The organism is Streptomyces sp. LE64 (assembly GCF_052606915.1).
The window spans coordinates 875,400-893,279 of sequence record NZ_CP199708.1 but is presented as its reverse complement, the minus strand read 5'-3'; the positions used below and the strand labels follow the sequence as shown (position 1 = coordinate 893,279).

The following is a 17,880-nucleotide window of genomic DNA, read 5'->3' as shown; positions in this document are numbered from 1 at the left end:
CGGGCGTGACAGACATGGCCGTCATGATCCGGCACCGCCGGTGGGCGGCGCATCCGGGTTTTCGGGGGCCGCCGACCCCGTTGAGGCCTGTGGTCCTCGGCGGCGGCCGGGGTGCGGGTGGCGGGACGGGGCGTGGTGCGGGGTGGTGCCGGAGAGCGCGGGCGCGTGCACGGAGGCGTCACGCGACACATGCGCCGTAACACGCTTCCACACCACCTTCCTGATGGTGCGTTGTCGGGAAAAAGGCGGAAGAAAATAAAGTGCCCGGAGAGTCGCTGGCCGTCGTCCAGGGAATGACACCGGCACGTATGTCATGAACATTTCCAACGGTGCGGCCCCGTCCGTCCGCTCGGTCCGCCGGTCCGGTCGCACCGTCATGGAGACCCCGTTCAAGGGAGGTTCCGTGCGAGATCCCCGACTCGCCCCCCACCGGGCCGTTCTCACCTCGCTCCTGGTCGCCGTCGGCCTGACCCTGGGCGGCGCCGCGCCCGTCCAGGGGGCGCCCCGGGCCGCAGCCTCCGGCTACGTGGCCCTCGGCGACTCCTACTCCTCCGGTCTGGGCGCCGGTGCGTACGAGGGGGCCAGCGGCTCCTGCAAGCGCACCCCGCGGGCCTACCCGGCGCTGTGGGCGGCCGCCAACTCCCCCTCGTCCTTCCACTTCACCGCCTGCGCCAACGCCCGCACCGGTGACGTCCTGGACGGGCAGCTCGCCCCGCTCGGACGTTCCACCGGACTGGTCAGCCTCACGGTCGGCGGCAACGACGCGGGTTTCGCCGACGTCATGAGCACCTGCGTCACCCGCTCCGAGAGCGCCTGTCTGTCCCGGATCGCCACCGCCCGCGCCTACGTCGACTCGACCCTTCCCGGTCGGCTCGACGAGCTCTACCGCGCGATCGCCGACCGGGCGCCCGCCGCCGAGGTGGTCGTCCTCGGCTACCCCCGCTTCTACAAGCTCGACGGGCGGTGCGTCGCGGGCCTCTCGGAACGGGAGCGCTCCGGCATCAACTCCGCGGCCGACCACCTCAACCGCGCCCTCGCCAAGCGCGCGGCCGACCACGGCTTCACCTTCGCCGGTGTCGCCGGACGGTTCGCCGGGCACGAGATCTGTTCCGGCGACTCCTGGCTGCACAGCGTCAAGCTGCTGAACGTCAGCGAGTCGTACCACCCCAAGGCCAGCGGCCAGTCACGCGGCTATCTGCCGGCCCTGGACGCGGTCGCCTGACCGGCCGACGCCCCGGCGGGTCCCCGGACCCGCCGGTCAGCGGAGCACCAGCACCAGCACCAGTGCGGCCACCAGGAGGACGAGCATCGCAGCCCCCGCCGCCGCGAGGGCACGACCGTCCCGGCCCGCCGGGACCGCGTCCGGCGTGACGGGCACCTTAGCCGTGACGGGGGAGCAGCCCGCCGCCTGCTCGCCCGACGCGTCCCCGGCCTCCGCCGGCATCCCGGCCGCGGTGTTCCCGGACGGCTCGCGTCGTCCTCCGGCGGCGACGGTGCGCAGCTCCCGCAGCGCCCCGGCCGCCGACAGCCGTGCCGCCGGGTCCTTGCGCAACAACCCGGTGACGACCGGTTCCAGCGCGTCGGCGCACCGCATCGGGGGCGGTTCCTCGTCCACCACCGCCCGCAGCGTGTCCGCGACGGTCTCCCGGCGGAACGGGGAGCGGCCCTCCACCGCCTCGTACAACAGCACCCCGAGCGACCACAGGTCCGATTCCGGGCTCGACACCCTGCCCAGCGCCCGCTCGGGCGCCAGGAACCCGGGCGAACCGGTGATCTCGCTCGCCCGGGTCAGCGCCGACACGCCCTCCGCGGTCGCGATGCCCACGTCGGAGAGCATCACCCGGCCGTCGTTGGCGAGCAGCACGTTGGCCGGCTTCACGTCCCGGTGCAGCACCCCCACCTCGTGGGCGGCGCGCAGCGCGGCCAGCACCTCGACGCCGATGGCGGCCACCCGCCGCACCGGCAGCCGCCCCTCGGCGGCCAGCACCTCCGACAGGGCGAGCCCCCGGACCAGCTCCATCACGATCCACGGACGACGCCCCTGGACCACCACGTCGTGGACCGCGACCACCCGGGGATGGGAGATGCGGGCCGCCGCCCAGGCCCCCCGCTCCACCTGGGCGTACAGCCGGGCCGCGTCCGTCGCGCTCGAACCGGCGGGCGCCCGCACCTCCTTGACGGCCACGTCCCGGCGCAGCGCCTCGTCCCGGGCCGACCACACCGTGGCGGTACTGCCCTCGCCGATCCGGGAGGACAGCCGGTAGCGCCCGCTGAGCAGGGGCGGCGGCCCCTCCGGCCCGCCGCGGTCCGCGCGGTCCGGTCCTCCGTCCCCGCCGTGTGCACCGCTCGGTTCCCCGGTCATCCGCGTCCCCCTTCGCCGCGTCCGATGCCCACCAGATACCCGGTGGGGGTGCCCGTGACCCTCGCGGAGCCCCGACGGTCCGGCGGGTCGGGGGCACGGCCGCGGTCGTGCGCCGGAGGGGACGCGCGGCGTACGCGTGACCTCCGGGTCACGTGTCAACGCCTACGCCCCATGGGCGAATCGTCCGGGTGGGATACCGGGGTGTCGTCCTGGGGGGATAGGGTTAACCTGCCCGGGCCGGGTGCCCTCGTACGGGTGGGGAGAGAAATGGAACAGATGACAGTCCGCAGCAGGGCGCGCGTCCCTGCGATCACCTGCGGAAGCAGCGCGACCAGTTCGCGCCTCGACCGTCACCTCGCGGTGCTCGGCGGCCCAGCGGTGCCGCAGCGCGAGGCGGCCGAGGCCACCTCGCTGATGCGGGAGCTGACGACGCGCGGCACCGCCCGCGAGACCGGCGGCCGCGAGGCCCGGATGCGACGGGTGTCGCTCTTCGCTCCGCTGCGCCGGCTCCGCCGTTCGCTCTTCGGCAGTCACTGACGGCGGACGGCGGCCGGTGCCGCCGTCCGCGTCCACTGCCCGTTCCCGGGCGGAGCGCCGCTCCGTCCGTTCCGCACGGCGTCGTGTCGGCCCTCCCCAGCCGACCCGCCGTCCCGGCGGGCGCTCACGCGGGCGGGTGCGCGTCCAGGCTGACGGTGAACGAGAACCGGTCGCCCCGGTAGTGGATGACGGCGAGGTCCAGGACCCGGCCGTCCTCGTCGTGGATCACGCCCGTGTAGTGCAGGATCGGGCTCAGTAGCGGTACGTCCAGGAGCCGGGCGGTGTCCGGGTCGGCGAGCCGGGCCTCGACCGTGTCGGTGATCCGCCCGATGTGCGCCCCCGCCACGTCCCGCAGCACCTTGGTCATGGGCCAGCGTTCCAGGTCCGCGGGGTCCATCCGCTCGGCCAGCTCCGGGCGCACGTAGTTGCGCGCGTGGTTGGTGGGTTCACCGGTCGTCTCGTCGGCGCGCAGCCGGTGGTAGGTCGCCACCTCCGTGAGGTCCGGGAACAGCTCCGCGTACGGGTGCGGGACCGGTACCCGTCCGTGGTCGAGGAGACGGGTGGTCATGCCCGACTGCTGGGCCACGATCGCGTCCACCGAGCCGAGCAGTCGCACCGGAGCACCCCGCCGGGCGGCCGGTTCGATGAAGGTGCCCCGCCGTCTGTGGCGGCTGATCAGGCCCTCGTCCTCCAACTCCTTGAGGGCCTGCCGCATGGTGAGCACGCTCACGCCGTAGTGTCCGGCCAGCTGTTCCTCGGTGGGCAGCCGCAGTGGTGCCTCGGGCGCCCGTCCGAGTATTGAGGCGCGCAACGACTGCGACACCTGGTACCACAGCGGCAGTTTGCGATTCAGGACGATCGAGTCCGGGGCGAAAGCGGTCACGACTTCTCCGAATCGTTCGGTGCGGGGCCCCGAGCCTGCGTGCGGTGCTCGGGACCTTCCGCCCGCGGTCTGTCAGCGGCCCCGTCAGGGGCGCCGGAAATGGCGCTCCAGACCTTGCCACACATCGTCGTAGCCGCGCTGGAGGTGGCCCGCCCCGGCGGCCTGGGCGGTGGTGAGGACGGGCCAGCGGGTCTCGAACATGAAGGCCAGGCCGTCGTCGACGCGCTGCGGCACCAGGTCGGCGGCGCTCGCCCGGTCGAAGGTCTCCCGGTCGGGGCCGTGCGCCGACATCATGTTGTGCAGGGAGCCCCCGCCGGCGACGAACCCGCCCTCGCCCCCGGTCTTGGCGTCGTACGCCCCCTCGATCAGCCCCATGTACTCGCTCATCACGTTCCGGTGGAAGTACGGCGGCCGGAAGGTGTCCTCGCCCACCAGCCAACGCGGTGCGAACACCACGAAGTCCACCGCGGCCAGTCCCGGGGTGTCGGACGGGGAGGTGAGCACGGTGAAGATCGACGGGTCCGGGTGGTCGTAGCTGATCGAGCCCATCACGTTGAAGGCGCGCAGGTCGTAGACGTACGGGGCGTGCGTGCCGTGCCAGGCCACCACGTCCAGCGGGGAGTGGTCGTAGGTCGCGGTCCACAGGTGTCCGCAGAACTTGTTCACCACCTCCACCGGCCCCTCGATCTCCTCGAACGCCGCGACCGGCGCCCGGAAGTCCCGCGCGTTGGCGAGGCCGTTCGCCCCGATGGGACCGCGCTCGGGGAGCTGGAAGGGGCGGCCGTAGTTCTCGCACACGTACCCCCGCGCGGTGGGGGTCCCGCCCCCGGGTCCGGGGTCCAGCGGCTCCACCCGGAAGCGGACGCCCCGGGGGATCAGCACGACCTCGCCGGGGCGGGCGGCGAGCAGGCCCAGTTCGGTGCGCAGCAGCAGCCCGCCGCGCTCGGGGACGATGAGCAGCTCGCCGTCCGAGTTGCCGAACACCCGGTTGGCCATCGGAGCGTTGGCGTGGTACAGGTGCACGGCCATGCCGGTCCGGGCGGTCGCGTCGCCGTTGCCGCCGAGGGTCCACAGGCCGGCCAGGAAGTCGGTGCCGGGAGCGGGCTCGGGCAGCGGGTCCCAGCGCAGCCGGTTCGGGTCGGGGACCGTCTCGGTGAACGGTGCCGTGCGCAGGGACCCCGAGTCGGTCCGGGTGAAGGCGGGGTGCGCGGCGGACGGGCGCACCCGGTAGAGCCAGCTGCGCCGGTTGTCGGCGCGGGGCTCGGTGAAGGCGCTTCCGCTCAGCTGTTCCGCGTACAGGCCGAGCGGGGCGCGCTGGGGCGAGTTGCGCCCGAGCGGCAGGGCGCCCGGGACGGCCTCGGTGCTGTGCTCGTTGCCGAAACCGGTCGCATAGGTCAGGCTCTCGGCGGTCTTCCGGGCGGCGTCACCGCTCATCGGGGCTCCCTCGTCAACTATTCCTCTGTATCACCGTAGGATTCGGCTCCCCCCGGCGCAAGGGGCGCGCCGGGGGGAGCCGTCCGCGCGGAGGCCGCCGGGCGGACCGCTCCGGAGCGGCCCGCCAACGAGGAGGGGGCGCGGGGGACTTGCCCGCCGGGAGCGGGACCCGGGTGAAGGGGGAGAAGGGACTCCCACTGGTCCATACCAGTCGGTATGCTCACCCCGAGCGCTTCCGTGCCGAATGCCGTCACGCACCATGGAGTCCCCATGCCGTCAGCGCCCTTAGCGTCCGCCGCCTCCCCGGTGCCCGGGGACAGACGGACCGCACTGCGGGTCTGCCCGCTGTGCGAGGCCACCTGCGGGCTGGCCCTCACCATCGAGGGCACCGCCGTCGTCCGGGCCTGCGGCGACCGCGAGGACGTGTTCAGCCACGGCTTCATCTGCCCCGAGGGCGCCCTGTTCGGCGACGTCGACGGCGACCCCGACCGACTCGCCCGACCGCTGGTGCGCAAGGGCGGCCGGCTCGTCGAGACCGGCTGGGCGGAGGCGTTCGACGCGGTCGCCGCCGGGCTGGGACCCGTGGTCGAGGAGTACGGACCCGATGCCGTGGGCGTGGTCCTCGGCAACGCCGGCGTGCACACCGTCGCCGGTGTCCTCTATCCGCCGCTCCTGGTCAACGGCATCGGCACCCGCAGCCTGTTCACCACCGCCACCCTCGACCAGATGCCCAGGCACGTCTCCAGCGGGCTGCTCTTCGGCGACCCCCACGCCATCCCCGTGCCCGACCTGGACCGCACCGACCACCTGCTGCTGCTGGGTGCCGACCCGGTCGAGTCCCACGGCAGCCTCTGCACCGCCCCGGACTTCCCCGGCCGGCTGGAGGCCCTGCGGGCCCGCGGCGGCACCCTCACCGTCGTCGATCCGCGCCGCACCCGCACCGCCCGCCTCGCCGACCGGCACGTCCCCATCCGCCCCGGCACCGACGCCCTGCTGCTGGCTGCGATGGCGAACGTCCTGTTCGCCCAGGACCTCGTCCGGCTGCGCCACCTCGCGCCGCACGTCACCCAGGTGCCCGCCCTCGGCCACGCGCTGGTGGAGTTCACCCCGGAGGCCGTCAGCCCCGCCTGCGACGTGCCCGCCGACACCATCCGCACCCTCGCCCGGGAACTGGTCGCCGCCCCCACCGCCGCCGTATACGGCCGCACCGGCTCCGGCACCGTCCTCTTCGGTACGCTCGCCGGTTGGCTCAGCGACGTCCTCAACGTGCTCACCGGCAACCTCGACCGTCCCGGCGGGGTGCTCTTCCCGCGGTCCGCCACCGACCGGCCGCCGCGCCCCGTCGGACCCGGCCGCGGCTTCCCCCTCGGCCGCTGGCGCAGCCGGGTCAGCGGTCACCCGGAGGTCAAGGGCGAGCTGCCGCTCGCCGCCCTGGCCGAGGAGATCGACACCCCGGGCGAGGGGGTGCCCGGCGGGCTCGGCGGCGGTCCGCTGCGGGCCCTGATCACCAGCGCCGCCAACCCCGTGCCGTCCGCACCCGACGGCGACCGGCTGGACCGGGCGCTCGCCCGGCTGGACTTCATGGTCAGCGTGGACCCCTACCTCAACGAGACCACCCGCCACGCCCATGTGGTGCTGCCCCCGCCCCGGCCCTCCCGCTCGCCGCACTACGACTTCGCCTTCAACATGCTGGCCGTGCGCAACCAGGCACGCTACAGCCGGCCCGCCGTCCCCCTGGACGAGGGCGCGATGGCCGAGACGGAGATCCACGCCCGACTGGTGCTCGCCGCCACCGGACGCCACGGCACCGACCCGGCCGAACTGGACGCGCTCGTCGTCCGGCACGCCCTCGGACAGGCCGTGTCCGACCCCGCCGGCCCCGTGCACGGCCGCGATCCGCAGGCGCTCGCCGAGGAACTGGACGGCCTGTGCGGCGCCGAGCGCCGCCTGGACCTGATGCTCCGCCTCGGCCCCTACGGGGACGGCTTCGGCGCCCGCGCCGGCGGCCTCACCCTGCGCCGGCTCCTCGACGCCCCGCACGGCATCGACCTGGGCCCGCTGCGTCCCAGGCTCCCGCAGCCGCTGGCCACCCGCAGCGGACGCATCGAGCTGCTCCCCGCCCCGATCGCGGCCGACCTCACCCGGCTCGCCCTGGCCCGCCACGACCGCCCCGGCGGTTTCGTCCTGGTCGGTCGACGCCCGCCGCGGTCCGGGGGCGGCGCCCTGCACGTCCACCCCGAGGACGCGCGCACCCTGGGCCTGACCGCGCGCGACCGGGTGCGGATCACCGGCTCCGGGGGCGAGGTCACCGCCCCCGTGGAGATCACCGACGCGGTGCGCCCCGGAGTGGTCAGCCTGCCGCGCGGCGGGACCGGCACCCCGTTGCGGATCGCCGCCGCAAACTCCGAGGTCAGCGTCAACCGTCTGCTCGACGGAAGCCTGCTCGACCCGTTGTCCGGGACCGCCGTGCTGGACGCCGTCCCGGTGCGGCTCGCTGTCATCCGCCTGTGACCTGGACTTTCGCGCTTATTGCTCGCATGTCAACATCTTGTTAACTCAATCCCGCGCGACCTAACGTCTCGCTGACCGCAGGCCCTGGTGTGAGAGCCACACGGTTCAAGGGCGAACGTTAGGTAAACACTCATGCTGACCATCCTCGGGTTTGCCATGATCGCGACCTTCTTGGTTCTGATCATGATGAAGAAGGTCTCGCCGATCGCGGCGCTGGTCCTCATCCCCGCGCTCTTCTGCGTGCTCGTCGGCCAGGGCGCCAACCTCGGCGACTACGTCCTGGAAGGCATCGGCGACCTCGCGCCCACCGCGGCGATGCTGATGTTCGCCATCGTCTACTTCGGCGTGATGATCGACGTCGGCCTCTTCGACCCGATCGTCCGCCTGATCCTGCGGTTCGCCAAGGCCGACCCGATGCGGATCGTCGTCGGCACCGCCGCGCTCGCCGCGATCGTCTCCCTGGACGGCGACGGCTCCACCACCTTCATGATCACCGTCTCGGCGATGTACCCGCTGTACAAGCGGCTGAAGATGAGCCTGGTCGTGCTGACCGGCATCGCCGCGACCGCCAACGGCGTCATGAACACCCTGCCCTGGGGCGGCCCCACCGCCCGCGCCGCGACCGCCCTGAAACTCGACGCCAGCGAGATCTTCGTCCCGATGATCCCGGCCCTGGCCGTCGGTCTGCTCGGCGTCTTCGCCCTCGCCTACGTGCTGGGCCGCCGCGAGCGCAAGCGCCTCGGCTACCTCTCCCTCGACGAGGCCGTCGAGACCGACACCGTCGACGAGAAGGTCCTGGTGGGTGCCGGCGGTTCCGGCAAGGACGGCTCCGCCGCCCGCACCGGCGGTGCTGGCACCACCACCGGCGGCTCCGGCGCCGGCACCGGCGCGGACGACGATGACGACGAGCACGAGGGCTTCCACGTCCTCGACCCGAACCGTGCCACCCTGCGCCCCAAGCTGTACTGGTTCAACGCCGGCCTGACGATCACCCTGCTCACCGCGATGATCATGGAGCTGCTGCCGATCCCGGTGCTCTTCATGCTGGGTGCCGCCCTCGCCCTGACGGTGAACTTCCCGCACATGCCCGACCAGAAGGCCCGCATCGCCGCCCACGCCGACAACGTGCTCAACGTCGCCGGCATGGTGTTCGCCGCCGCCGTCTTCACCGGCGTCCTCCAGGGCACCGGCATGGTCGACGACATGGCCAAGGCCGTGGTCTCCGCCATCCCCGACTGGATGGGCCCGCACATGGCCGTGGTCACCGGCCTGCTCTCGCTCCCGTTCACGTACTTCATGTCCAACGACGGGTTCTACTTCGGCATCCTCCCGGTCCTCGCCGAAGCCGGCGCCGCCCACGGCGTGGCCCCGCTGGAGATCGCCCGCGCCTCCCTGGTCGGTCAGCCGCTGCACATGTCCAGCCCGCTGGTGCCTGCGGTGTACGTGCTGGTCGGCATGGCGAAGGTCGAATTCGGCGACCACACCCGGTTCACCGTGAAGTGGGCGGCGCTCACCTCCCTGGTGGTGCTCGCCGCCGGATTCCTGTTTGGCATCATCTGATTCCTGATCGGCATCACTGAAGCCGACGGCGGTCGAACACCGGGGAACCCTGCCACCCCGGCGTCCGACCGCCGTCCCCTGTTCCACCCCGGGAGGGCCCGTGTCCAGACCCCCAGACCCCGCAGACGGGGACTGTAGTAACCACCGGTTCTGGTTGCTCCGCCTCGTCATCGCCTTCAGCTTCGCGCAGGCGGCGGTGGCCATGGCCCGGCCCGCGGTGTCCTATCGCGCCCTCGCGCTCGGCGCCGACGAACGCGCCATCGGCATCATCGCCGGCGTGTACGCCCTCCTCCCGCTCTTCGTGGCCGTCCCCCTCGGGCGCCGCACCGACCACGGCCGCTGCGCCCCGCTGCTGCCCGCCGGGGTGATCCTGATATCCGGCGGCACCGTCCTCAGCGCTACCGCCGACTCCCTGACCGCCATGGCCGCCTGGGGCGGCCTGATGGGCCTCGGCCACCTCTGCTTCGTGATCGGCGCCCAGTCCCTGGTGGCCCGCCAGTCGGCCCCCGCCGACCAGGACCGCAACTTCGGGTACCTCACCGTCGGCGTCTCCTTCGGCCAGTTGTTCGGCCCGGTGGGGGCCGGTCTGGTCGTCGCCGGCGAGGGCGGCGAACTCGCCCGGACCAGCGCCCTGGCCCTGGTGATCGCCGCCGGCACCGGACTGCTCGGGCTGGGCTCGCTGTGGCGCATCGAACGCCGTTCCGCCGCCGTTCCGCCGCCCGACCGCGCCGACCGCGTCCCCGTGCACCGCATCCTGCGCACCAGGGGGGTGCCCGGCGGCATCTTCATCAGCCTGGCCATCCTCTCCGCCACCGACGTCCTCACCGCCTACCTGCCGGTGCTCGGCGAGGACCGGGGCATCAGCCCCCTCGTGGTCGGTCTGCTGCTCAGCCTGCGGGCCGCCACGACCATCGCCTGCCGCCTGTTCATGGGGCCGATGATCCAGGCCATCGGCCGCACCGCCCTGCTGGTGGGGAGCTGTCTGCTGGGCGGTCTGCTGTGCGCGGCCGTGGCCCTCCCGGTTCCGGTGTGGGGACTGGCCGTGATGCTCGCCCTGCTCGGCTTCTGCCTCGGGGCCGGCCAGCCCCTGTCGATGACCACGGTCGTCCGGGCCGCCCCGGCCGAGGCCCGCTCCACCGCCCTGGCCCTGCGCCTCACCGGCAATCGCCTCGGCCAGGTCGCCGCCCCGGCCGGCGCCGGCCTGTTGGCCGGCGCGGTGGGGACGGCGGCGCCGTTCGTGCTGCTGGGCGGCCTGCTGCTGGGCGCCGCCGGCCTGGCGCTACGGGACCGCGACCTCTGACCCAGAGGAAACGTTCCTGCGGGCGGTGGGGCCCACTTCAGTGGCCACTGCCGAGCCCCTGGGCGAACCCACCGTCCACCGGCAGCTCGACATGGGTGCTGAACGTCGCGTCCGCGGCCAGGAACAGCGCCGCCGCCGCGACCTCCGCCACCGTGCCGTTGCGCCGCAGCGGGGTCGCCCGGCTGCCTTGCTCCTCGAACTCCCGGCGCTCAACGGCGACAGGCTCTGCACCGTGAAGGTGAGCGCCCCGCTGCCCCGGGCCGAGCGGGGCGACGTGGACCGGGTGGCGGGGGAGGCGCGCGAGGCCCTGGGCGACGCCTCCTACGAGGCCGCGTTCGCCGAGGGCGCCGTCGGCGGTCCACCCGGGCCGCCCCGCTGACGGCCCGTCCGGGGGAGGGGGTCCCGCCCGTGCGCCCCGGCCGGCGGGTACTGGAGGGCGAGCCCGTCGAGCAGGGCGGCCAGCCCCGAGGCGAACGCCCGGTCGTCCACCGCTCCCGCGCGTTCCACGAGGGAGGCGGGCCGGCCCGCCGGCCGGGGCCGGGCGGCCGGGCCGTGCGGTGCGGGGCCGTCCGGCCGGTCCGCGGGCACGCCCGCGAGGGAGCCCAGGGCGGCCCCCATCACGAAGTACCGCATCGACGCCGCCACGGACCCGGCCTGCGCGGGGGGCCAGCCCGCGTCGACCAGCGCCCGGAACACCGCCTCGGCGAGCCGGAGCGCCGCCGGCCGGCGCCCGGGCCGCCGGGCCAGCAGCGGGACGACGTGGGGGTGGGCGCCGAGCGCCCGCCGGTAGGACACCGCCCAGTCGTGCAGCGCCCCGCGCCAGTCCCGCCCGCCCCGGAGCATCGACAGGTCCACCTGGGCGCTGACCGCGTCCGCGACCGCGTCGAGGATCTCGTCCTTGGTCCGGAAGTGGTAGTAGAGGGAGGGCCCGCTCACTCCCAACTCCGCGGCGAGGCGCCGGGTCGACAGCGCCGCCAGCCCCTCCGCGTCCACCAGGCCGAGGGCCGTCTCGACGATGCGTTCCTTGCTGAGCAGCGGTCTGCGGGCTCTGGGCATGCGCCACATCGTAGGGCCGGGCCGGGGCCCGCAGCTCCGTCCGTGGGGAGGCCGGGACCCTTGGTGCGCACGGGGCCCGGGACCCTTCCGCACGCCCTGAGTAGCGACCTGAGTACCCGTACGGATCCGGCGTCCGACGGGGCCGCCCATCATGGCGGCCATGAGTGATTCACCGGTCAAGCAACGGTCGACGGCGGCGTTCTACGGTCAGGCCCTGGCCTCCTTCGTGATCGCCCTGGGAGCCATCGGCGTGGGCATCGCCCGGCTGGAGGCGGACTCCTGGGTGCGGGGGTTCCTGGCCATCGCGGTCCTGTACCTCGTGACGTCGAGCTTCACCCTCGCCAAGGTCATCCGGGACCGTCAGGAGGCGGAGCGCATCACCAGCCGGGTCGACCAGGCGCGGGTGGACAAGCTGCTCGCCGCGCACGACCCCTTCGAGAAGCTCTAGACACCCGGTGCGCCGGGCCGGGAGGAAGGATCGAACGCCCCGGCTTGACCCTCACGTCGCGTGAGGGGCGAGAGTGGACGGCATGAGCGATCACTACCCCGCGTTCGAGATGAGTCCCGTGCCCGCGCCCGGTCCCGACGCCGTGCCCCCGGAGCCGTTCCGCGGCATCTACGGAATGCCCGCGTTCGTGACGATCCCCACGAACGACCTGACGGCATCGGTCGACTTCTGGACCCAGGGGCTCGGGTTCTTCGCGCTGTTCGGCATTCCCGGCCGGCTGGTGCACCTGCGGCGGTGGGCCTTCCAGGACGTGCTCCTGGTCGCCGCCGAAGACCTTCCGGAGCGGTCGTCGGCGATGAGCGTCAGCTTCGCCTGCGTGCTGAGCCAGGTCGACTCCCTGGTCGAGTACTGCCGGGCGGCGCGTCCGGGCTCGGTCGACGGCCCGCGGGACACCCCCTGGAACACCCGGGACGTGACCGTGACCACCCCCGAGAACGCCACCGTCGTCCTCACCGCGGCGAAGCCCTTCGACCCGGCGAGCCGGGAGGCCAGGAACCTCGCGGCCATCGGGATCACCGCGCCCGGCGTCGACGCGGGGACCCGTGTCTGATGCCGCCGACGGCGACGGCCTGTCCGTCGGCCGGGTCGCCGCCCGGCTGGGCGTGACGGTCCGGACGCTGCACCACTGGGACGGGATCGGTCTGGCGCGCCCCTCGCTGCGCACGGCCGCCGGGTACCGGCTCTACACCGTCGGCGATCTGGAGCGCCTCCAGCGCATCGTCGTCTACCGCGAGCTCGGCCTCGGCCTGGAGGGGATCCGGGCCGTCCTGGACGACACGACCACGGACGTGCCCGGCACCCTGCGCGTGCAGCGCGCCCAGGTGGAGGAACGGATCGACCGCCTCCGAGAGCTCGGCGCAGGACTGGACCGGATGATCGACGCCCACGAGCGCGGCCTGCTGCTGACCGTCGAGGAGCAGGCCGCGATCCTCGGCCCCGGGTGGAATCCGGACTGGTCCGCGCAGGCCCGCGAACGCTACGGGGACACGGCGCAGTGGTCGCAGTACGCCGAACGCTCGGCCGCCCGCGGCCCCGAGGAGTGGCAGGCCGTCACCGATGCGGTCGCCGCCCTCGACCGGGCCCTGGGGGAGGCGATGGACGCCGGCGTCACCCCGGGCGGGCCGGAGGCGAACCGGCTCGTCGAACGGCACCGGGAGGTCTTCGCCTCGTACTTCCCCCTCACCCGGCAGATGCAGGTCTGCCTCGCCCGCAGGTACGAGGCGGAGCCGGCCTTCGCCGCCCACTACGACGCCGTCCGCCCCGGCCTCGCGGCGTGGTTCCGCCGCGTCGTCGACGCCAGTGCACGGGCCCACGGCATCGACCCCGACACCGCGGGCTGGCAGGACAGGCCCTAAGCGCTCGCTCATCCGCCCGGGTATCGTGACCCCACCGGTGAGGACGGAACGAGGAGCGCGCCATGACCGCGGTGGACGACACCGGCGACGGCACCACGCCCTGGGGCGAGGTCACACCGGACGCGGCCCGCCGGCTGCTGGTGGCCGCCGTGGATGCGTTCGCCGACCGTGGCTACCACGCCACCACCACCCGGGACATCGCGGGTCGGGCCGGGATGAGCCCCGCCGCGCTCTACATCCACTACCGGACCAAGGAGGAACTCCTGCTCCGGATCAGCCGGATCGGGCACCTCAGGGCCCTGGAGATCCTGGAACGGGCCGCTGCCGGGCCCGGCACCGCCACCCACCGGCTCGCCGGCGCCGTGCGCTCCTTCGTCCGTTGGCACGCGGCCCAGCACACCACGGCCCGGGTCGTCCAGTACGAACTCGACGCCCTCGGCGAGACGGCGCGGGCCGAGGTCGTCGCACTGCGTCGACGCACCGACGCGGTGGTCCGCACGCTGATCGAGGAGGGCGTGCGCGCGGGCGAGTTCCGGGTGGACGACGTCCCGGGCACCACCGTCGCCGTGCTCTCGCTCTGCACCGACGTGGCCCGTTGGTTCAACGCGGCCGGCCGCCGCACCCCCGACGAGGTCGGTGCGCTCTACGCGGACCTCGTGCTGCGCATGGTCGGACACCGCACCGGTTAGCGCAGCCGCCGCCGACCGGGCCGGTGGACGACCCCTCCGCGCACGGCACGGGATGGGTAGGCTGCGAAGGGTGCCCCAGATCCCGGTGAAGGTCAATGAACTCTCGGTCGGCCAACTCGCCGCCCGTAGCGGAGTGTCCGTGTCCGCCCTGCACTTCTACGAGGCCAAGGGGCTCATCAGCAGTCGGCGCACCTCGGGCAACCAACGCCGCTACCACCGGGACGCGCTGCGCCGGGTGGCCTTCGTCCGGGCCGCCCAACGGGTGGGCATCCCGCTCGCCACCATCCGGGACGCCCTGGCCGAGCTCCCCGAGGAACGCACCCCCACCCGGGAGGACTGGGCCCGGCTCTCCCGCGCGTGGCGGTCGGAGTTGGACGAGCGCATCAAACAACTCAGCCGGTTGCGGGACCACTTGACCGACTGCATCGGCTGCGGCTGCCTGTCGTTGGAGACCTGCGTCCTGTCCAACCCGGACGACGCCTTCGGCCAGGAGCACGCGGGTTCGCGGCTGCTGCCGTCCCGGACCCGACCGTCCGCTCCGGCCCGGTCCGGCGGCTCGGCCGCCCGCGGTCCCGAGTCCCAGGACACCGCCGACACCGTCGTGTGCGATCCGGCGTGCGGTCCGGCCGAGGGTCCCGCGGCGTGATCCCCCGCTGACGGTGCCCGACCACCGGGGCCGCCCCCGTGCCCCCCGTCCCGGCCCCGGGGCGACCTACACGCCCACCAGCGCCCGGGCCCGCCGGGCCCGGGTCACGGCGCGCGCCGTCAGCACGGGTCCCGGTACGACGATCCCGCACCGCTGGCACACCGCACCGGACGACGGGGCGTGCGCCAGGTCGTGCTGCCACAGCAACTCTTCGTTCCCGCAGACGGGGCACCCGTCCCCCGCCTCCCGCTCCAGCGCGGCGATCAACCGCCGCAGCACGTCCCCCAGCGGAGCCCGAGGGTGCACCTCGGGATCATCGCACCACGCCACCCCGAAACCGCCCCAGGTCAGCCGGTGCCAGTCGTCGACGCGTCCGGGCCGCCGCAGGCCGTCCTGCTTCTCCCGGCGCCGGCGCTCCGCGAACTCCTCCTCGTACGCGAGCCACACCGCGCGCGCGTCCTCCAACTCGTCGAGCGCCGCCACCAGCCGGGCCGGGTCCGGGGACCGGTCCTCGGGGCCGAAGCCGGCCCGCGAGGACAGGTGGTCCCAGGTCGCCCGGTGCCCGTAGGGGGCGAACCGCTCCAGGCACTTGCGCAGGGAGTACCTCCGAAGCGCCAGATCGTTGCGGGGATCCCGCACCTGTCTCGCGAGGCTTCGAAATCCGGCCATTGTCGTGCACCTCCATCACGTGTGCGAACACGCTCGTCGGACGTCGTTCGAGCGTTGTCGAGTAGACGAATGAGGAACCGGATTGGCTCCCTCACTCTTCGCCGGGAGACGCGTACCTGGCTGAAAACCACTGGTTTTTCGCGCATCGGGGCCGGTCGCGTCCCTGAACACCGGACGAACTTGACGGATGTCCACCGCCGGAGCGACCGGCCCGGGCCGTCCGGGAGCGCGTGCGGGGGGTGCCGTCAGTCGTAGGAGAGGTACCGCCGGCGCACCGCCCGGAACCCGGACAGTTCCGCACGCCAGGCCGTGACGACCTCGTCCAGCTCCGCGCCCCCGTCGATCGCCGTGCGGACCAGCGGCGACCCCGTGAGGTGGTCGATCCAGAAGGTGCCGGGCCCCGGGTCGAAGCGCCAACGGAAGTCGCGCCAGGTCTGCTTGGCGGTGATCAGCAAGCCGATCCCGGTACGGACCGGGTCGAACGCCGTCCGATCGTGGACGTGCAACTGGACCCCGCCCACGGTCGTGTTCGCGAACTTGCCGAACGCCGGGACGAAGTACGCCTCGCGCAAACGCAGCCCGGGCAGGCCCGTTCCGTTGGCGGCGGCGGCCCAGCGGCCGTCCAGGCCCTGGGCGCCCAGCAGTTCGAACGGGCGGGTGGTGCCGCGCCCCTCGGAGAGGTTGGTCCCCTCGAACAGGCAGGTGCCCGCGTAGACGAGCGCGGTGTCCGGGGTCGGCATGTTGGGGCTCGGGGGCACCCACGGCAGCCCCGTCGCCCCGTGGAAGTCGGCCCGCCGCCAACCGGACATCAGGACGGTGTCCAACTCCACCGGCCGTTCGAGGTACTCCCGGTTGAACAGCCGGGCCAACTCGGCGACCGTCATCCCGTGCGCCTGGGCGAGGGGCTTGCGGCCCACGAAGGTCGCGAACTCCTCGTGCAGCACCGGTCCGTAGGCGCCCCGACCCGAGATCGGGTTCGGCCGGTCGAGCACCACCACCCGTTTGCCGGCGAGTTCGGCGGCCTCCATGCAGTCGTACAAGGTCCAGACGTAGGTGTAGAAGCGTGCGCCCACGTCCTGGATGTCGAAGACCACGGTGTCCACCCCGGCGGTCCGGAACACCCGGCCCAACGCCTCGCCGCGCAGCCGGTAGGTGTCGTAGACGGGCAGACCGGTCGCCGGGTCGTCGTGGCGGCCCTCCGAACCGCCCGCCTGCGCCGTGCCCCGGAACCCGTGCTCCGGCCCGAAGACCGCCACCAGGTCCACCCGGTCGTCGGCGTGCATCACGTCCACGACGTGCCGCAGGTCGTGGGTGACCCCGGTCGGGTTGGTGACCACGCCGACGCGTTCGCCCGCCAACCGCGCGTACCCCTCGGCCGCCAGCCGGGCGAACCCGGTCGCCGTCCGCCGGCGTGCCCCGGCCGCGGCGGCCGGCGGAACGCTCCCGGCGCCCGCGGCCACGGCGGCACCACCGGTGGCGGTCAACAGGCCGCGCCGGGACCATCTCACGGGCCGACCTCCGTCCTCGTGCTCATGCGCCCCGGCCGAACGGAAACCGTCATCTTCCGACCTTTCGTCAAGAGGAAGCAGTCGTGATCGCGCACGCTAGCGGGACACCGGTCACCGCGGAACGCCGCCGACACGGGGGATACGCGCCAGTCGCCGGCCGCTGCCGGTGCCGGTGCGTCCCCCGCGGGGGTAGGGTCCAAGCCGTCCCACCGTCGCACGGCGACCACCGGGGCCCGGCCCACGACACAGGAAGGCGGGTGCGCAGGTGCCCAGGACGACGGACGGCGACGGGGCGCCCGTCCCCAGCCGGCTCATGGCGGCGGCCACCCGCCTCTTCGCCGACCAGGGCTACGACCGCACCTCCGTCCAGGAGATCGTGGCCGCCGCGGGGGTCACCAAGGGCGCGCTCTACCACTACTTCGGCTCCAAGGAGGACCTGCTCCAGGAGATCCACTCCCGGACGCTCGCACTCCAGCAGGCCCACCTCGACGCCGCCGCGGCGACGGACGCGCCCGTCGACCACCGGTTGCGCGCCGTCGCCGCCGGCATCGCCCTCACCACCATCGAGCACCTGGACGGCGCCGCCATCGTCCAGCGCTCCCTGCACCAGCTCGGCCCGCAGAAGTCCGGCCGGATCGATGCCGAACGGCGCCACCTCAGGGAGCGGTTCCGCGCCCTGGTCGAGGAGGGGCAGCACAGCGGGGCGTTCACCCGGGAGACGCCGGCCGACCTCGTCGTCGACCACCACTTCGGCTCCGTGCACCACCTGCCCAGCTGGTACCGGGCCGACCACCCGTTGACCCCGCGGCAGGTCGCCGACCACCTCGCCGACCTGCTGCTGCGCGCCCTGCGGCCCTGATCG

The 17,880-nt window shown here is 73.8% G+C and carries 18 protein-coding genes; 12 read left to right on the top strand and 6 right to left on the bottom strand.

Annotated elements, in window-relative coordinates:
• The first annotated feature begins 403 nt into the window (after positions 1-403).
• Positions 404-1,222 carry an SGNH/GDSL hydrolase family protein gene (locus tag ACSMX9_RS03930; RefSeq protein ID WP_445399990.1) on the top strand — a complete coding sequence of 273 codons (819 nt, stop codon included), beginning with the start codon at positions 404-406 and terminating at the stop codon, positions 1,220-1,222.
• 36 nt (positions 1,223-1,258) lie between these two features.
• Here the strand turns inward: ACSMX9_RS03930 and ACSMX9_RS03925 are convergent, their stop codons facing one another.
• Entirely contained in the window at positions 1,259-2,362 is a 1,104-nt protein-coding gene (locus tag ACSMX9_RS03925; protein WP_445399989.1) for a serine/threonine-protein kinase, read from the bottom strand.
• A gap of 267 nt (positions 2,363-2,629) precedes the next feature.
• Between ACSMX9_RS03925 and ACSMX9_RS03920 the strand changes: the two genes are divergently transcribed.
• On the top strand, positions 2,630-2,899 hold the full coding sequence (locus ACSMX9_RS03920; RefSeq protein ID WP_351242739.1) for a hypothetical protein: 270 nt from the start codon (positions 2,630-2,632) through the stop codon (positions 2,897-2,899).
• A 124-nt stretch (positions 2,900-3,023) separates the two neighbouring features.
• On the opposite strand, the gene ACSMX9_RS03915 is transcribed toward ACSMX9_RS03920, so the two are convergent.
• Both ACSMX9_RS03915 and hmgA read right to left on the bottom strand, forming a co-directional pair.
• Positions 3,024-3,782, bottom strand: a complete 759-nt coding sequence (locus ACSMX9_RS03915) for a GntR family transcriptional regulator (protein WP_351242737.1) — start codon at positions 3,780-3,782, stop codon at positions 3,024-3,026.
• Between the two features lie 84 nt (positions 3,783-3,866).
• Positions 3,867-5,216 carry a homogentisate 1,2-dioxygenase gene (gene hmgA, locus ACSMX9_RS03910; protein ID WP_445399987.1) on the bottom strand — a complete coding sequence of 450 codons (1,350 nt, stop codon included), beginning with the start codon at positions 5,214-5,216 and terminating at the stop codon, positions 3,867-3,869.
• Positions 5,217-5,486: 270 nt separating this feature from the next.
• Between hmgA and ACSMX9_RS03905 the strand changes: the two genes are divergently transcribed.
• The 4 genes from ACSMX9_RS03905 (at position 5,487) to ACSMX9_RS03890 (ending at position 10,966) form a co-directional block, all read left to right on the top strand.
• Complete coding sequence (locus ACSMX9_RS03905; protein WP_445399985.1) at positions 5,487-7,727, top strand: molybdopterin-dependent oxidoreductase; 2,241 nt, start codon at positions 5,487-5,489, stop codon at positions 7,725-7,727.
• Positions 7,728-7,859: 132 nt separating this feature from the next.
• Positions 7,860-9,287, top strand: coding sequence for a CitMHS family transporter (locus tag ACSMX9_RS03900; RefSeq protein ID WP_445399983.1), 1,428 nt, complete (start codon positions 7,860-7,862; stop codon positions 9,285-9,287).
• Between the two features lie 154 nt (positions 9,288-9,441).
• Entirely contained in the window at positions 9,442-10,587 is a 1,146-nt protein-coding gene (locus tag ACSMX9_RS03895; RefSeq protein ID WP_445399981.1) for an MFS transporter, read from the top strand.
• A 187-nt stretch (positions 10,588-10,774) separates the two neighbouring features.
• Positions 10,775-10,966 carry a hypothetical protein gene (locus ACSMX9_RS03890; protein ID WP_445399979.1) on the top strand — a complete coding sequence of 64 codons (192 nt, stop codon included), beginning with the start codon at positions 10,775-10,777 and terminating at the stop codon, positions 10,964-10,966.
• Here the strand turns inward: ACSMX9_RS03890 and ACSMX9_RS03885 are convergent.
• The gene (locus ACSMX9_RS03885) at positions 10,909-11,643 is read right to left on the bottom strand and encodes a TetR family transcriptional regulator (RefSeq protein ID WP_445399977.1); all 735 of its coding nucleotides are present in this window, start codon (positions 11,641-11,643) and stop codon (positions 10,909-10,911) included. The two genes, ACSMX9_RS03890 and ACSMX9_RS03885, sit on opposite strands and share 58 nt — an antisense overlap.
• A 160-nt stretch (positions 11,644-11,803) precedes the next feature.
• Between ACSMX9_RS03885 and ACSMX9_RS03880 the strand changes: the two genes are divergently transcribed.
• The 5 genes from ACSMX9_RS03880 to soxR all read left to right on the top strand — a co-directional run bounded on the left by ACSMX9_RS03880 (position 11,804) and on the right by soxR (position 14,841).
• Complete coding sequence (locus tag ACSMX9_RS03880) at positions 11,804-12,091, top strand: YiaA/YiaB family inner membrane protein (RefSeq protein WP_366117292.1); 288 nt, start codon at positions 11,804-11,806, stop codon at positions 12,089-12,091.
• Between the two features lie 82 nt (positions 12,092-12,173).
• Positions 12,174-12,701 (top strand): VOC family protein, encoded by a 528-nt coding sequence (locus tag ACSMX9_RS03875; RefSeq protein ID WP_445399975.1) that lies wholly within the window; start codon positions 12,174-12,176, stop codon positions 12,699-12,701.
• Entirely contained in the window at positions 12,694-13,506 is an 813-nt protein-coding gene (locus tag ACSMX9_RS03870; protein WP_445399973.1) for a MerR family transcriptional regulator, read from the top strand. The genes ACSMX9_RS03875 and ACSMX9_RS03870 overlap by 8 nt, the downstream gene beginning before the upstream one ends.
• A gap of 62 nt (positions 13,507-13,568) precedes the next feature.
• Positions 13,569-14,195 (top strand): TetR/AcrR family transcriptional regulator, encoded by a 627-nt coding sequence (locus ACSMX9_RS03865; protein ID WP_445399971.1) that lies wholly within the window; start codon positions 13,569-13,571, stop codon positions 14,193-14,195.
• Positions 14,196-14,265: 70 nt separating this feature from the next.
• Positions 14,266-14,841 carry a redox-sensitive transcriptional activator SoxR gene (soxR, locus tag ACSMX9_RS03860; protein ID WP_445399969.1) on the top strand — a complete coding sequence of 192 codons (576 nt, stop codon included), beginning with the start codon at positions 14,266-14,268 and terminating at the stop codon, positions 14,839-14,841.
• 66 nt (positions 14,842-14,907) lie between these two features.
• Here the strand turns inward: soxR and ACSMX9_RS03855 are convergent, their stop codons facing one another.
• Positions 14,908-15,510, bottom strand: a complete 603-nt coding sequence (locus ACSMX9_RS03855; RefSeq protein ID WP_351242712.1) for a hypothetical protein — start codon at positions 15,508-15,510, stop codon at positions 14,908-14,910.
• A gap of 245 nt (positions 15,511-15,755) precedes the next feature.
• Complete coding sequence (locus ACSMX9_RS03850; protein WP_445399967.1) at positions 15,756-17,018, bottom strand: exo-beta-N-acetylmuramidase NamZ family protein; 1,263 nt, start codon at positions 17,016-17,018, stop codon at positions 15,756-15,758.
• Between the two features lie 265 nt (positions 17,019-17,283).
• Between ACSMX9_RS03850 and ACSMX9_RS03845 the strand changes: the two genes are divergently transcribed.
• Entirely contained in the window at positions 17,284-17,877 is a 594-nt protein-coding gene (locus ACSMX9_RS03845) for a TetR/AcrR family transcriptional regulator (protein ID WP_445399965.1), read from the top strand.
• Positions 17,878-17,880 lie beyond the last annotated feature (3 nt).

What these genes read in the sequence shown, in the direction of transcription:
- ACSMX9_RS03925 (WP_445399989.1), bottom strand. Translation starts at nt 2,362, where the DNA reads ATGACCGGGGAACCGAGCGGTGCACACGGCGGGGACGGAGGACCGGAC.
- ACSMX9_RS03920 (WP_351242739.1), top strand. Translation starts at nt 2,630, where the DNA reads ATGGAACAGATGACAGTCCGCAGCAGGGCGCGCGTCCCTGCGATCACC.
- hmgA (WP_445399987.1), bottom strand. Translation starts at nt 5,216, where the DNA reads ATGAGCGGTGACGCCGCCCGGAAGACCGCCGAGAGCCTGACCTATGCG.
- ACSMX9_RS03905 (WP_445399985.1), top strand. Translation starts at nt 5,487, where the DNA reads ATGCCGTCAGCGCCCTTAGCGTCCGCCGCCTCCCCGGTGCCCGGGGAC.
- ACSMX9_RS03900 (WP_445399983.1), top strand. Translation starts at nt 7,860, where the DNA reads ATGCTGACCATCCTCGGGTTTGCCATGATCGCGACCTTCTTGGTTCTG.
- ACSMX9_RS03885 (WP_445399977.1), bottom strand. Translation starts at nt 11,643, where the DNA reads ATGCCCAGAGCCCGCAGACCGCTGCTCAGCAAGGAACGCATCGTCGAG.
- ACSMX9_RS03880 (WP_366117292.1), top strand. Translation starts at nt 11,804, where the DNA reads ATGAGTGATTCACCGGTCAAGCAACGGTCGACGGCGGCGTTCTACGGT.
- ACSMX9_RS03875 (WP_445399975.1), top strand. Translation starts at nt 12,174, where the DNA reads ATGAGCGATCACTACCCCGCGTTCGAGATGAGTCCCGTGCCCGCGCCC.
- ACSMX9_RS03865 (WP_445399971.1), top strand. Translation starts at nt 13,569, where the DNA reads ATGACCGCGGTGGACGACACCGGCGACGGCACCACGCCCTGGGGCGAG.
- ACSMX9_RS03855 (WP_351242712.1), bottom strand. Translation starts at nt 15,510, where the DNA reads ATGGCCGGATTTCGAAGCCTCGCGAGACAGGTGCGGGATCCCCGCAAC.